Annotated in this window: 14 protein-coding genes; 2 read left to right on the top strand and 12 right to left on the bottom strand. The window is 39.4% G+C overall.

Annotated features, from left to right (window positions below; translation table 11 throughout):
* Positions 1–194: 194 nt before the first annotated feature.
* The 7 genes from trxA to MMB68_RS04945 form a co-directional block, all read right to left on the bottom strand.
* Positions 195–509 carry a thioredoxin gene (gene trxA / locus MMB68_RS04915; RefSeq protein ID WP_013059404.1) on the bottom strand — a complete coding sequence of 105 codons (315 nt, stop codon included), beginning with the start codon at positions 507–509 and terminating at the stop codon, positions 195–197.
* A gap of 198 nt (positions 510–707) precedes the next feature.
* Entirely contained in the window at positions 708–887 is a 180-nt protein-coding gene (locus MMB68_RS04920) for a hypothetical protein (protein WP_221784655.1), read from the bottom strand.
* A gap of 96 nt (positions 888–983) precedes the next feature.
* On the bottom strand, positions 984–1964 hold the full coding sequence (locus MMB68_RS04925) for an electron transfer flavoprotein subunit alpha/FixB family protein (RefSeq protein ID WP_028410542.1): 981 nt from the start codon (positions 1962–1964) through the stop codon (positions 984–986).
* A 33-nt stretch (positions 1965–1997) separates the two neighbouring features.
* Positions 1998–2771, bottom strand: coding sequence for an electron transfer flavoprotein subunit beta/FixA family protein (locus tag MMB68_RS04930; protein WP_016765685.1), 774 nt, complete (start codon positions 2769–2771; stop codon positions 1998–2000).
* 18 nt (positions 2772–2789) lie between these two features.
* A complete protein-coding gene (locus MMB68_RS04935; RefSeq protein WP_221784656.1) occupies positions 2790–3563 on the bottom strand; it encodes an enoyl-CoA hydratase in 774 nt (257 codons plus the stop codon).
* A gap of 79 nt (positions 3564–3642) precedes the next feature.
* Entirely contained in the window at positions 3643–4227 is a 585-nt protein-coding gene (locus MMB68_RS04940) for a TetR/AcrR family transcriptional regulator (protein WP_013059408.1), read from the bottom strand.
* Between the two features lie 112 nt (positions 4228–4339).
* On the bottom strand, positions 4340–6031 hold the full coding sequence (locus MMB68_RS04945; protein WP_221784657.1) for an AMP-binding protein: 1692 nt from the start codon (positions 6029–6031) through the stop codon (positions 4340–4342).
* A gap of 217 nt (positions 6032–6248) precedes the next feature.
* On the opposite strand from MMB68_RS04945, the gene MMB68_RS04950 reads away from it, so the two are divergent.
* Positions 6249–7355, top strand: coding sequence for a 5-methyltetrahydropteroyltriglutamate--homocysteine S-methyltransferase (locus tag MMB68_RS04950; RefSeq protein WP_221784658.1), 1107 nt, complete (start codon positions 6249–6251; stop codon positions 7353–7355).
* Positions 7356–7506: 151 nt separating this feature from the next.
* Here the strand turns inward: MMB68_RS04950 and MMB68_RS04955 are convergent, their stop codons facing one another.
* The 5 genes from MMB68_RS04955 to zapA form a co-directional block, all read right to left on the bottom strand.
* Positions 7507–7914, bottom strand: coding sequence for a DUF350 domain-containing protein (locus MMB68_RS04955; RefSeq protein ID WP_013059411.1), 408 nt, complete (start codon positions 7912–7914; stop codon positions 7507–7509).
* 181 nt (positions 7915–8095) lie between these two features.
* On the bottom strand, positions 8096–10459 hold the full coding sequence (locus MMB68_RS04960) for an endonuclease MutS2 (RefSeq protein WP_221784659.1): 2364 nt from the start codon (positions 10457–10459) through the stop codon (positions 8096–8098).
* A 19-nt stretch (positions 10460–10478) separates the two neighbouring features.
* A complete protein-coding gene (gene polX, locus MMB68_RS04965; RefSeq protein ID WP_221784660.1) occupies positions 10479–12191 on the bottom strand; it encodes a DNA polymerase/3'-5' exonuclease PolX in 1713 nt (570 codons plus the stop codon).
* 198 nt (positions 12192–12389) lie between these two features.
* Positions 12390–12947, bottom strand: coding sequence for a CvpA family protein (locus MMB68_RS04970; protein WP_014458067.1), 558 nt, complete (start codon positions 12945–12947; stop codon positions 12390–12392).
* Positions 12944–13204, bottom strand: coding sequence for a cell division protein ZapA (zapA, locus tag MMB68_RS04975; RefSeq protein ID WP_013059415.1), 261 nt, complete (start codon positions 13202–13204; stop codon positions 12944–12946). The genes MMB68_RS04970 and zapA overlap by 4 nt, the downstream gene beginning before the upstream one ends.
* 143 nt (positions 13205–13347) lie before the next feature.
* On the opposite strand from zapA, the gene rnhC reads away from it, so the two are divergent.
* Positions 13348–14262: a ribonuclease HIII gene (gene rnhC / locus MMB68_RS04980; protein ID WP_277548322.1), complete on the top strand. Its 915-nt coding sequence runs from the start codon at positions 13348–13350 to the stop codon at positions 14260–14262.
* The last annotated feature ends 19 nt before the right edge of the window (positions 14263–14281 follow it).

A 14281-nucleotide genomic window follows, 5' to 3' on the forward strand; every position in this document is an offset into this window, starting at 1 on the left:
CCATCTATACATTCGCTTATGAAGCGTAACCTACATTCTTTCCTGCTTTACAATACATGCACATAAGCCGGATTTATGACGGTGTTCCTTACATCTAGTATAAAACAAACGAACGCATATTCGCTAAATAAAAGTATTCCCAAAAGAGAAAAAGTGGAGAAAAAGAAAAAACCTAGCTTGAGCTAGGTTTTGACTTACGCGTGTTTATTAATTAATTCTGTTAATGCTTCTTTTGGTTGGAAACCAACTACTTGGTCAACTTTCTCTCCATCTTTAAATAATACTAAAGTTGGGATACTCATAACACCAAATTTTCCAGCCGTTTCTTGGTTTTCATCAACGTCTACTTTCACGATTTTAACTTTATCGTTAAGTTCGCCATCGATTTCTTCAAGAACTGGAGCAATCATTTTACAAGGGCCACACCATGGTGCCCAAAAGTCAACAAGCACTAGGCCTGATTTAATTTCATCTGTAAAGTTTTTATCTGTAGCATGTGCAATAGCCATTTTAATTCCTCCTAAATATATGCAATATCCAAATTCTACTCACAGTATATCACCTTCAAATAAGGTTTGCTAACTTTTTGCTTACATTTATACTGTTTATTCTCCGCTCTAGTTTGTACAATTTACATAAAAACATACGTAGAAAATTTCGTTTTCTACGTAATAAAAGAGATTGAGACCTAACTAAATCAACCGAATCTAAAAGCGAACAGATTGGATAAATAAGCTCGTACAAATCACTTGTTCCACCGCTGTTGATTTCCGTGCAAGACTTCGCTTTCCGCGGGCGGCCGATGAGCCTCCTCGTCGCTTACGCTCCTGCGGGGTCTCATCTATTCCGCTTTTCCCGCAGGAGTCTTCGCCTTGCCCTCCAATCACCAGCTAAAAGCAACTACGTCCATGAAAAAATCCGAACGATTAATCGTTCGGATCTTCCTTCAACAAAAATACGTTTGTCCTAGCCTCTTTTACTATTTACGCAGACTGTACTTTCAGCTTTTTAAATTCCTCCGTTAGCAGAGGCACCACTTCAAATAAATCTCCCACGATTCCGTAATCAGCTACTTTAAAAATATTCGCCTCAGGATCTTTGTTAATGGCAACAATAATTTTTGAGTTTGACATGCCGGCCAAATGCTGAATAGCTCCCGAGATTCCGCAGGCAATGTATAAATCTGGTGTGACTACTTTGCCCGTCTGACCGATCTGAAGGGAATAGTCGCAGTAATCTGCATCGCATGCTCCGCGAGATGCCCCAACAGCTCCATTTAATACGTCCGCTAGTTCCTGGAGAGGTCCAAAACCTTCCGTGCTTTTTACACCTCGCCCCCCTGCAATCACGACTTTTGCCTCGGATAAATCAACCCCTTGCGTTGCTTTACGTACAACTTCTTTTACAACTGTACGCAGGTTTTTGATTTCAACATTTAAATCCTCTACATCACCTGTACGTCCATCGTCTTTTGCAAGCGGTGAAATATTATTTGGACGAATCGTGACAAACGTAAAAGCATCGGTCATGATTTTCTTTTCAAATGCTTTACCAGAATAAATTGGGCGGGTGAAGACTACTTGATCCCCTCCAACTTCTACATCCGTCACATCGGAGATAAGTCCTTTGTCTAAGCGAGCTGCCAGTTTTGGCGCTAGGTCTTTGCCAAGAGCCGTATGGCCAAATACGATAGCTTCAGGCTGTTCACTTTCAATGATGGCTAATAACGCCTGAGCGTAACCATCCGATGTATAAGCAGCTAAATCTTCATGCTCCGTCACAACAACTTTATTCGCTCCGTACGCAATAAGCTCTTCACTTAAAGCTTTTACGTTCTTTCCTACTAACGCTGCAACAATTTCTCCACCGTCTGCTACAGTAGATGCTGCAGAAATCGCTTCAAACGATACGTTTCGTAATCCCCCATCACGTGCTTCTCCTAGAACTAACACTTTGCGTCCCATTGCAATACCCCCATTGTTTTGACTTTTGACTTATTAAATGACTTTTGCTTCCTTATGCAGTAAATTGACCAGTTCTGTCACTTGATCTTTTATATCTCCTTGTAATACGCGTCCTGCGTCTTTTTTCGGAGGCAAATAAATTTCAATAGTCTTTGTTTTTGCTTCTACATCATCTTCATCTAAATCTAAATCATCCAATTCCACTTCAACCAACGGTTTCTTCTTCGCTTTCATAATCCCTGGAAGAGATGGATAGCGAGGTTCGTTAAGTCCCTGCTGAGCTGTTACTAAAAGAGGAAGCGACGTTTCAATAACCTCGGAATCACCTTCCACATCGCGTACAACAGTCACTTTTTCGCCTTCGATATCCAATTTTGTAATGGTCGTAATATAAGGGATCTCTAACTGTTCTGCTACGCGCGGTCCTACTTGGCCCGAACCTCCGTCAATCGCTACGTTTCCTGCCAAAATCAAGTCAGGAGATTGTTCTTTTAAGTACTGTGCCAGCAGCCTAGAAGTCGTATACTGATCGCCATCTTCTATGTCATCTTCCGTATTGATTAAAACCGCTTTATCTGCTCCCATAGCCAAAGCTGTTCGGAGTTCTTTTTCTGATTCTTCCCCTCCTACACTCACGACCGTAATCTCCCCGCCATGCTTTTCCTTTAGCTGAATAGCTTCTTCAACTGCATACTCATCGTAAGGATTAATAATAAATTCAGCCCCATCTTCAACAATTTGACCATTTTTTAATGAAAGTTTCTCCTCTGTATCGAATGTTCTTTTCACTAACACATAAATATTCATTCAATTCCCCTCCTAGGCTTATTTTCCTAAAAATTTAGGCTGGCGTTTTTCAATAAAAGCGGCTACGCCTTCTTGAGCATCCCGGCTTTTGAATACGCTTCCAAAAAACTGCGCTTCTTTTTTCATGCCGCTGTAGTAAGCATCTGTTTTTACATGCTGAAGCAGCTGCAAGGTAGCTTTAACAGAGATCGGGCTTTTTTTGGCAATTTTTCTAGCAAGTAAAAATGTTTCATTGATAAGCTGACTTTCTTCAAAAGCTGCATTTGCCAATCCTAACTCCACTGCCTCGCTTCCGGATATTGGATCACTTGTCAGCATCATCTCACAAGCCTTATGAACTCCTACATAACGAGGCAATCGCTGAGTTCCTCCAAACCCTGGTATAATTCCTAACTGAAGCTCAGGCAAGCCCAACTTAGCATTTTCCGTTACCAAACGGATATGGCAGCTCATAGCAAGCTCCAATCCTCCGCCTAAAGCAGCTCCATGAATAGCTGCAATCACTGGTTTTGGGTAATTTTCAATATACTCAAATAGCTCTTGACCGTTAACAGCAAGCTTCTCGTATTCTTTTTCCTGCTGAAGTGATGTGAATTCTTTTATATCAGCTCCGGCACAAAAGAATTTCCCTTCACCTTTAATAACGATAACCCTTGTCTCTTTACTATCTTCCAAATGTTTCAAAACACTTGAAAGATCTTTTAACAAATCTTGAGACAAAGCATTAGCAGGTTGTCTATTCAACGTAATGAAGCTTATTGCATCAACAGTTTCAACCTGGATAATCTCCATTTGTTTGCGCCACCCTTTCTTTCTATTTTCATTACCTTGCGCTTTTCCCCTCGCAGGGGAGCAGCAGGCTCACTTACGATTATGAGCCGCTGCAGCCGTTTAACAGCAGGGAATGGACTTTATCTACCGATTCTATTAGACCATATCGATGATCGTTCATTACCCATGTTGTGACAGTTTCATCAATCGTTCCAAAAATCATCTGTCGCGCAAGACGAATATCTATATTTTCAGAAAACTCACCCGTTTCGATTCCTGTCTGCAAAATAGAATCAATGAGAGTCAGATAATCTTTTAATACATCGTTAATTTTCAATCTTAGATCTTTGTTCGATTGACGCAGTTCGAGCTGTGTCACTGTAGCTAAATGATGATCCTCCGCTAGAAACGAAAAATGTTTGTCAATTAACACATGAAGTTTTTCTGCCGCGGTTTCAATTCCCGCCAGTTCTTCATAAATTTTTTCTACAAATTGCCCCATCTTCTCTTGAAACAAGGAAATCAAGACATCTTCTTTGTTTTTAAAATATAAATATATCGTACCGTCTGCAACTCCAGCCTGCTTAGCAATTTTAGAAACCTGAGCATTGTGGTATCCGTTTTCTGCTATTACTACTACAGCTGCATCGATAATCTGTTTATACTTTGGCTTATTTCTTCTCAATCTTATACGCTCCTTTAAAATATGAATGATTATTCATTCATATCTTTATAATAAAGAAACCGCAAGTATCTGTCAATTATGTTTCAGTAAAAAAATCAAAGGCGACGATCGATTACGTCGCCTTTTTATGCTTTTCATTTTCTTCATCAATCAGCGCTCGTCGCAGAATCTTACCGACCGCTGTTTTGGGAAGCTCATTTCGAAATTCATAAAGGCGCGGAACTTTATAAGCAGCTAAATACTTTCTGGAAAACTCATTTAACTCTTCTTCAGTACATCTTACACCATTTTTTAATACAATGTAAGCCTTCACCGTTTCTCCTCTATATGGGTCAGGAACACCTACTACTACAGCTTCTTGAATTTTTTCATGCTCGTATAATACTTCTTCAACTTCTCGAGGATAGATATTATATCCCCCGGCAATAATAATATCTTTCTTTCGGTCTACTACATAAAAATAACCTTTATCATCCATATAGCCAACATCACCTGTTAGCAACCATCCGTCTCGCATAACAGCCGCCGTTTCTTCAGGCTGCTTCCAATATCCTTTCATGACCTGAGGACCTTTAACCGCAATCTCTCCTACTTCGCTTACAGCAGCTTCTTTACCTGTTTCAAACGAAAGAATTTTGGCATCTGTGTCTGGCCAAGGCACTCCAATGCTTCCTGGTATTCTCTCTTCCCAAAGAAAATTAGCATGAGTAACAGGAGAGGTTTCTGTTAAACCGTATCCTTCCACTAGTTTACCTCCAGTGAGCTTTTCAAACTGCTCCTGCACTTCCACAGGAAGTGGAGCCGAACCGCTCATACATGAATCAATGGAAGATAGGTTGTATTTTGCTAAATCAGGATGGTTTAATAATGCAATGTAAATTGTTGGAGCACCTGGAAATAAAGTAGGCTGCTGCTTATGAATGGTTTTGAGCGTCGTTTTTGCATCAAATTTAGGCAGAAGCACCATCTCGTAGTTTTGCAAAACAGATAGAACGAGAACCGTTGTTAAACCATACACGTGAAAAAACGGGATAATTCCAAGCACTTTTTCTTCTCCATGCCTGCAGCGGTACAACCAATGTGAACACATCGTTGCATTGGCTACCAAGTTTTTATGAGTAAGCATGACTCCTTTTGGAAAACCTGTTGTTCCCCCGGTGTATTGTAAAATCGCGATATCTTCGTCTGAAATTTTTTCAGCGTTACATACTGCTGGAGAAGATTCATTTATAATACGTTTAAATAAATGAGTAGTCTCCGTATGACTCACATTCACGCTTATCTTCTGCTGCTTGCGCTGAATAAATGGATACATTATGTTTTTGGGAAATGGGAGATAATCTTGAATAGAGGTGATGACTACATGCTTTATCTTTGTTAACGCTTTCATTTTTACTACACGCGGATATAGCAAATCGAGTGCAATAATCATGGTTGCTTCTGAATCATTAAGCTGATACTCTAACTCTCTTTCCGTATACAAAGGGTTTGTTTGAACGACCACTCCTCCGGCAAGAAGAACAGCGTAAAAGGAAATGACTGCTTGAGGGCAATTTGGAAGCATAATGGCTACTCTATCCCCTCTTTTTAATCCCAGTTCAATAAGGTAAGATGACAGTTTCAAAGAATCTTGATGCAGCTGGGAAAACGTCATTTTTTTCCCTAGAAAATAGATTGCGCTTTTTTTAGGATCCTTTTGAACTGCTTCTTCAAAAAGCTGTGCTAAATTTTTTTGTTCATAATGAAGCGTAGCAGGTATTTCATCCGGATATTGAGAAAGCCATATCTTTTCGGTGGATTCCACACGTATCCTCTCCCTCAAAAAATAAAAAATTAGAATTTTCTAATTAAAATTATAGTTCATTCTTTTTTTAGATGCAATCGTTATTGAATGTTCTCTTTCCTGCCTAATCACTCTTTCATCCTGCAGCGTAATAAATAAAAATTGGATTTACCCCTGTACATTATCCGAATTTTTTGTATATAATAAAAATTAGATTTTTTTTAAGGAGCTGTATGAATTGATAACAACATTGACTAAAGGACCGTTCAAAGCAGATCACGTTGGAAGCTTTTTGCGTCCCGAGCGTATCAAGCAAGCACGATTACAAGTGGAAAACGGGGAAATGACAAAGAAACAGCTTCGAGCAATTGAAGATGAAGAAATTCGTAATCTCGTAGAAAAGCAAAAACAAATTGGATTAAAAGCAGTCACAGACGGTGAGTTTCGCCGTGCGTGGTGGCACTTTGATTTTCTGTCAGAACTTGTTGGCGTAGAACTTTACGAAGCAGAGTCGGGAATTCAGTTTCACGGGGTCCAAACAAAAGCTCACGGTATAAAAGTGACTGGAAAACTAGATTTTAATCACCACCCTATGATTGAAGATTATAAATTTCTTCATCAAGCTGCTGGAAAAGAACACGTAGCTAAGTTCACCATTCCAAGTCCTAATATGCTGTTTTTCAGAGGTCATATTGAAGAGTCTGCTTACTCGGATACGGATGTATTTTTTGCTGATTTAGTTAAAACGTATCAAAAAGCCATTCAAGCATTTTATGATGCCGGATGCCGCTATTTACAATTAGATGATACTGCGTGGGCAGTCTTTTTCTCAGAAAAAGGACAAGAACAAATCGCTTCAAAAGGTTTCACGCCCCAAGAATTACTGAAACGTTTTACGGATGCGATCAATGAATCCATTGCGTATAAGCCAGATGATATGGTCATTACAATGCATATTTGCAGAGGGAATTTCCAGTCTACTTATACAGCAAGCGGCGGATATGAAAATGCGTCAAAAGCTATTTTCAGTCAGTTAAACGTAGATGGACTATTTTTAGAATTTGATGATGAACGCTCAGGAGGATTCGAACCTCTTCGACATGTAAAGCGAGATGATCTTCAGATTGTCCTTGGTCTTATCACATCAAAATTTGGAGATTTAGAAGATCCTGAAGCAGTGAAAAAACGAATTGCTGAAGCGGCAGAATTTGTTTCTCTTGATCAAATTTGCTTGAGTCCCCAGTGCGGATTTGCTTCTACAGAAGAAGGGAATTTACTTACTGAAGAGCAGCAGTGGGATAAAGTAAAGCACGTGATTTCAATTGCTGAAGACGTATGGAAGTAATCATTAAAAAAGCTGACCTGCTTTAAGGTCAGCTTTTTTGCTGTCATCACATTGTTAGGAAAAGCTATATAGATAAATAGATAAGACCAATAAGCATAAACACTCCGCATAAAACGAGTAAAATTTTCGCTAACTTCTCCATGACTCTCTCCTATCCTATCCCTGCTCCTATTACATAGGACATACCGATTGAAATAACAAGTGAAATAAACCCCACGGCTCTGTTATCTTGTTCAATTTCATCATCGATTCGAAATTTTGGCGTCAAAAATTCGAAAATAAAATAGCTGACTAGTAAAAGAACAAACCCATATATTCCCCATCCTAGCATTCTTAACAAATTGTCGTTATGCTCAATCGAATAGCGAAAAATATTAGCTAATCCAAATATTTTCCCACCTGTTGCCATCGCAACAGCCATATTTCCTTTTTGAATCTCTTCCCAATTCTTATACTTAGTAACGAGCTCAAACACAACAAGAAAGACGACAATGCTCAAGACAACCACGCTGTAATAAGCGGCGGATTCAATATACGGGTCTTTCCAAAAATCCCTCATTTTTGCATCACTCCTAATTTATATTACACTCCACGTAATGAACTGACAGATCTCTTTCCTTTACTTGCATCGTTCTTAAAAGAGATAGAAAACCCAACATAGTTCATGAGCCATGTCGGATTTTCCATCTTCATATATGCTTGTTCAGCGCATCGACTGACACCTTTATTTCAGCATTCTTTTACTTAAATTCCACAACCGTAACGCCAGAACCTCCTTCAGAAGCTTCTCCGAAACGAATATTTTTAACAGAACGATGATTTTTCAAATATTCCTGTACACCTTTACGAAGAGCTCCAGTTCCTTTACCGTGGATAATCGAAACGCGCGGATAGTTGGCTAACAAAGCATCATCAATATATTTTTCAACTCGAATCAGCGCATTTTCATAGCGCTCTCCTCTTAAATCCAGTTCTAGATTTACATGATAATCTTTTCCTTTTACCGTAGCAAGCGGCTTTGTTTCTACAGGTTTTGGGGAACTGATATATTCGAGATCTTTTTCTTTCACCTTCATTTTCATGATCCCCATTTGCACTTGCCATTCATTATTGCTTACTCGTTCCACAAGCGTTCCTTTTTGTCCCCAGCTTAATACTTTCACTTCATCTCCAGCTTGAAGAGTGCGCTCTTGTTTTTTCGGCGCAGCCGGTTTCTTTTTACTTTTTTCAAGAGTTGGAACTGCATCTTCTAGACGCTTACGCGCTTCAATCAATTCATGCTCTTTTACAAGCGCATGATTTTTTTGACTCATTTTACGCAAATCGCTAATGATTTTCTCTGCTTCTTCAGATGCTGCTTGAACTGTGGCTTGAGCTTTTTCTTCAGCTTTTTCGTACAGCTTATCTCGTTTTTCATTAAACTCAATAATCTGACTCTGTAATTCTTTATGAAGCTTCTGAGCCTCTTTTCTTAGCTGTTCAGCTTCTTCTAGCTCATGTTCAGATTGACGGCGGCTATCTTCAAGAGAGGCGATCATATTTTCTACTTTATTTGTTTCTGAGCCAATATAGCCTTTGGCACGTTCAATTACTTCTGCACTTAAACCTAAACGTTTTGAAATTTCAAAAGCATTGCTTCGACCCGGTACACCAATCAGCAGCTTGTAAGTAGGGCTCAATGTTTCAATATCGAACTCTACGCTAGCATTTACCACTCCTTCACGGTTATAGCCGTACGCTTTTAATTCAGGATAGTGAGTAGTCGCAACTACGCGAGCGCCTTTTTCATATACTTGATCTAAAATCGAAATCGCAAGCGCTGCACCTTCTTGGGGATCTGTTCCTGCTCCCAATTCATCAAACAAGACCAGACTTTCATGATCTACTTTTTGTAAAATATCTACAATGTTGACCATATGAGATGAAAAGGTACTCAGACTTTGTTCAATGGACTGCTCATCTCCAATATCAGCAAATACGTGTTTAAACACAGCCATTTCCGATCCATCCAGCGCAGGAATCTGCAAACCTGCTTGAGCCATTAACGTAAATAATCCAAGTGTTTTTAACGTTACGGTTTTACCGCCGGTATTTGGTCCCGTAATAACGATAGACGTATATTGATCACCTAGCTCAATATCATTCGCAACGACGTCTTCCTGTGCAATAAGAGGATGTTTTGCCTTCACTAACTTAATATAGCCTCGGTCGTTCATTTTAGGTTTTGAAGCTTTTAGCTCATGGCTATAGCGTCCTTTAGCAAACATGAAGTCCAGCTCACCTAACAGATACACGTTTTGACGGAGTTCATTTGCCACTTCCGCTACCTGAACGGTTAAAGCAATGAGAATACGCTCAATTTCTTGTTTTTCTTTTACTTTTGCTTCTTGAAGCTCATTGTTTAACGTCACAATCGCCTGAGGCTCAATAAATAAAGTTGCTCCAGATGAAGACTGATCGTGCACAATGCCTCCATACGCACTGCGATACTCTTGCTTAACAGGAATAACAAAACGTTCGTTTCGAATGGTAACAATCGCATCTGACAACATTTTTTGAGCAGACGAGGAGCGAATAAGACTTTCTAGCTTTTCGCGAATACGAGACTCCGTTGTGCGAAGTTTTTGACGAATGCCTCTTAGCTGGTCGCTTGCACCGTCTAGCACTGTACCATTCTCATCAATGCTCATTTTAATTGTTTGTTCTACCTCAGGAAGAGGCATTAGTTTTTCGATATGTTCAGCTATAATTGGAAGCTGTAAATCTTCGTCTTCCACTACTTGCTCAATAAATTGCTTGACTTGTCTTGCAGCATAAATAGTGCTTGCTACATCAAGAAGTTCATTAGAGCTTAGCGTTCCCCCAATTTCAGCGCGCTTCACGCTAGGTCGAACGTCAAAAATGCCCCCTAGCGGTACGTTGCCACGCAATCGCAGCACGGTTGTAGCTTCATCTGTTGCTTCCTGCCATTTAACTACTTCTTCATACTGAGTCGAGGGAATCAAATTCGCTACTTTTTCTCGGCCTAAAGAAGAAGCTACTTTTTTCTGAAGCTGTTCCTTAACTTTATTAAACTCTAGTACATGAAAAATACGTGATTGCAAAACTGATTCCTCCTGTTGCTTATTTATGTCGATTTAAAAAGGCGGTTAATTCTTTGAGGCTATACGTATTTAATACCGTTTCTGGTTTAAGCCAGCCTTTAATTCCCGTAGATATTCCAATTTCCATATGCTCTAGCATGTCTAGATTGTGAGCATCTGTATTAATAGCAATTTTAACTCCTGCCTCTTGGGCTTTTTTTATGTGCTCAGCGGCTAAATCTAAACGGTTTGGGTTCGCGTTTAGTTCAAGAGCCGTTTTTGTTTCTTTAGCTAATTCAATCAGCATATCAATATCTACATCATATCCGTTGCGGCGACCAATCAAACGACCGGTCGGATGAGCGATTAAATCTACATGCACATTGTTTAACGCTTGCTTTAAGCGATTCATAATTTCTTCGCGTGATTGCGAAAAACTAGAGTGAATGGACGCAATAACAAAATCTAGCTCAGCTAGCACTTCATCATCATAATCAAGTGTTGCATCAGGCAAAATATCCATTTCAATTCCTGCTAGTATTGTAAAATCATCGAACTGTGCGTTTAAACGATTAATTTCTTCACGCTGTTTACGAATGCGTTCAGGCGTTAGACCGTTGGCTACTTTTAAATACTGAGAATGGTCTGTAATCGCCATGTACTCATAGCCTCGTGCACGACATGCTTCCGCCATTTCTCCAATTGAATACGCCCCGTCGCTCCACGTGGAGTGCATATGCAAATCACCTTTTACCGCACCGTAGGTCACAAGCGTTTGAGGTTTTATAAATGCATCTACTTCCGTTCCATCTTCACGAAGTTCCGGCGGAATAAAAGACAGCCCAAAATGTTCATAGAATGCTTGTTCAGACTCAAAAGTCATGACTTCGCCTGTCTCCGCATTTTCAACGCCATACTCGCTAATTTTTTCACCGCGTTCTTTTGCTAATTGACGCATACGCACATTATGATCTTTTGATCCTGTAAAATGGTGAAGCGTTGTGGCAAACGCTTTATCTTCTACAAGACGAAAATCCACAGACACATCGTACTCATAGGCTAACGTTACCGATACTTTTGTATCTCCATTTGCAATGATATCCTTCACATTTGGCAGCGATACTAGCTGTTCACGGACAGCATGAGGCTCAGCTGTTGAAATAATAAAATCAAGATCTTTTACGGTTTCCCTCATGCGGCGAATGCTCCCTGCTTGAGAAAAACGCTCAATGCTATGCATCTGTTTAAGGGCTTCTAAAATTTCGTCCGCTATTGGAAGCATAAAAGCAAGAGGCAAACGATCAGGACGCTTTCCAAATTCTTCGATAGCAGCGATGATTTTCTCTTCTGTCTTTTTGGCAAAACCGCTTAGTTCCTGCACTCGATTTTCCATACAAGCCTGATGCAGTGATTCCATATCTCGAATATCTAGCTCTTTATATAATTTAGCAATTTTTTTACCCCCAAGCCCCGGCAGCTTAAGCAAAGGAATAAGTCCTTCAGGAACTTCTTGCTTTAGTTCTTCTAATACGCTTGACTCATTTGTTTCCATATACTCTGTAATGACGGCAGCCGTTCCTTTTCCAATCCCTTGGAGCTTAGTAAAATCCTCAATCTCTGTCAGCGTTCTCTCGTCCGTTTCTAGCGCTGCAGCTGCTTTTCGAAAAGCAGAAATTTTAAAAGGGTTATCTCCTTTTAATTCCATATATGTAGCAATTGTTTCTAACAATTTAATAATATCCTTTTTATTCATCTCTTTTCACCAGCCTATTATTATAATAACGAAACTTTCAAAAACATGATGAGTGACATATGTACTCTCTCAAATTTTCATCTAGACATACTTTTATCCTCGTGAAAACCGCAGATCAGACTGCGATAAAAAAAGAGGGTATCTCAAAAGTATTATGACACTTTCGACACACCCTCTCAACAAACTATTGTAATTTCATTACATTACACCATACTGAGTCCACAAATCTTGAATCGCAGACGATAAGTATGGAGTATTTTGTACGATATTGATTGCAATTGAAGACTGTTGAATTGGCGTTTGAATTTCACTTACAGGAATCACGGCTCCAATGTATAACAAAATAAAAACGATGATATACACTTCAACGAATCCAAGTGCACCTCCGCCCCATTTATTTAACTGGCGCAGAATTGGCAGTTCGGTTAAAGCCGTTAAGACAGAGCCTGCAAGGCGAAGTACAATGTGAGTAGCAAAAAATAAAATCGCAAATGCAATCATTCGATAAAAAGCGTCTTCTATCGTTCCAGAATCAAATACAAACGATGCGACACTTTGCTGCTGAATATTGTCCGGAAACGGAATCAGCAAGCGAAGTCGGCTTGCCAAATCTCCACTAAACATATAAGCGACGATAAACGAAACCGCAAAACTGACAATATGAATGAGCTGCAAAATAAATCCTCTTTTAAGACCTGTTACAAAGCCTAAAAGAAGCAATATAATTAAAATGATATTAAGCATTGACTCAGTCATTCCTCTTTTCCATAAAGTTTTTGTTCAAGTCTCTCATAGTCTTCTTTCAGTTTTATATATTCGTGTACAGCATTCACAGCTGTTAATACTGCTAATTTATTGATATCTAAAGAAGGGTTTTTAGTACTGATTTCACGCATTTTTTCATCCACTATAGAGGCGACAAGTCGAATATGGCTTGTACTTTCGCTACCGACGATGCTGTACTGCTGACCAAAGATGTCAACTGTCGCACGTGTTTTATCTTGTCTTGACACGAGAAAATCCTCCGTTCCACGAAAAATCCTAATCCCTATCATACCACGAAGAAGACTTCAATGGAAACATATCTATATTTAAGCTATCATAAGGGATAGTGCTTATAAAGTAAACTAAAATATCCCGAAAGGAGTGAAGCATTATGTCACATGCTGTTATTAAGGTATCAGCTGATCAAATAGCTAAAATGAAGCTTCATTACACATCCTATCTACAGCCCAAACTTCCGCAGGGAAGTATTTTTGCAGCTAAAACTCCCGGCTGTTCTATCACTGCGTACCGCTCTGGAAAAGTACTTTTTCAAGGAAAAGAAGCTGAAACAGAAGCGGCTAAGTGGGGAGGCCCTTTAGATGCTGCGAAAAAGGCTCCTGTCTCACACCTCCCATCAAACTTCAGCTCACTATCGGTCATCGGTTCTGACGAGGTAGGGACGGGAGATTATTTTGGTCCTATGACCGTAGTTGCTGCCTATGTTCAAAAAGAGCAGCTTCCTTTGTTAAAAGAATTAGGAGTACGAGATTCAAAAGAGTTAACGGATGCTAAGATCATTGAAATTGCCAAGCAGCTTGTTTCGTTTATTCCCTATAGTTTGCTTGTTTTACATAACAAAAAGTATAATGCATTTCAAGAAAAAGGCATGTCACAAGGTAAAATGAAAGCTCTGTTACACAACAAAGCTTTATCCAACGTGTTAAAAAAATTAGACCCTGAAAAACCCGATGCCATTTTAATTGACCAGTTTGTCGAAAAAAACACCTATTATAAACATGTGGTAAAGGAAAAAGAAATTATCAAAGAAAATGTCTTTTTCAGCACAAAAGGAGAGAGCGTTCATTTATCTGTAGCTGCTGCTTCCATTATTGCCAGATACGCATTTTTAAAACAAATGGATTTGCTGACGGAAAAGACCGGGATGGTTATTCCTCGCGGAGCTGGCGCACAAGTTGATATCGCCGCTGCTAAAATCATTAAAAAACATGGCTTGAATGCGCTGAACTCTTTAGCTAAAATTCATTTTGCTAATACAGAAAAAGCTTTAAAATTAGCTAAAAAATAAGAGATGTGGAAATCCACAT

The organism is Priestia sp. Y58, from assembly GCF_029522095.1.
GTDB lineage: Bacteria > Bacillota > Bacilli > Bacillales > Bacillaceae_H > Priestia > Priestia megaterium_E.

Bases quoted from the DNA above. Each gene is read 5' to 3' on its own strand.
- MMB68_RS04930 (WP_016765685.1), bottom strand. From the start codon at position 2,771: ATGAATATTTATGTGTTAGTGAAAAGAACATTCGATACAGAGGAGAAA.
- MMB68_RS04925 (WP_028410542.1), bottom strand. From the start codon at position 1,964: ATGGGACGCAAAGTGTTAGTTCTAGGAGAAGCACGTGATGGGGGATTA.
- MMB68_RS04935 (WP_221784656.1), bottom strand. From the start codon at position 3,563: ATGGAGATTATCCAGGTTGAAACTGTTGATGCAATAAGCTTCATTACG.
- MMB68_RS04970 (WP_014458067.1), bottom strand. From the start codon at position 12,947: ATGACTGAGTCAATGCTTAATATCATTTTAATTATATTGCTTCTTTTA.
- polX (WP_221784660.1), bottom strand. From the start codon at position 12,191: ATGAATAAAAAGGATATTATTAAATTGTTAGAAACAATTGCTACATAT.
- MMB68_RS04955 (WP_013059411.1), bottom strand. From the start codon at position 7,914: ATGAGGGATTTTTGGAAAGACCCGTATATTGAATCCGCCGCTTATTAC.
- trxA (WP_013059404.1), bottom strand. From the start codon at position 509: ATGGCTATTGCACATGCTACAGATAAAAACTTTACAGATGAAATTAAA.
- rnhC (WP_277548322.1), top strand. From the start codon at position 13,348: ATGTCACATGCTGTTATTAAGGTATCAGCTGATCAAATAGCTAAAATG.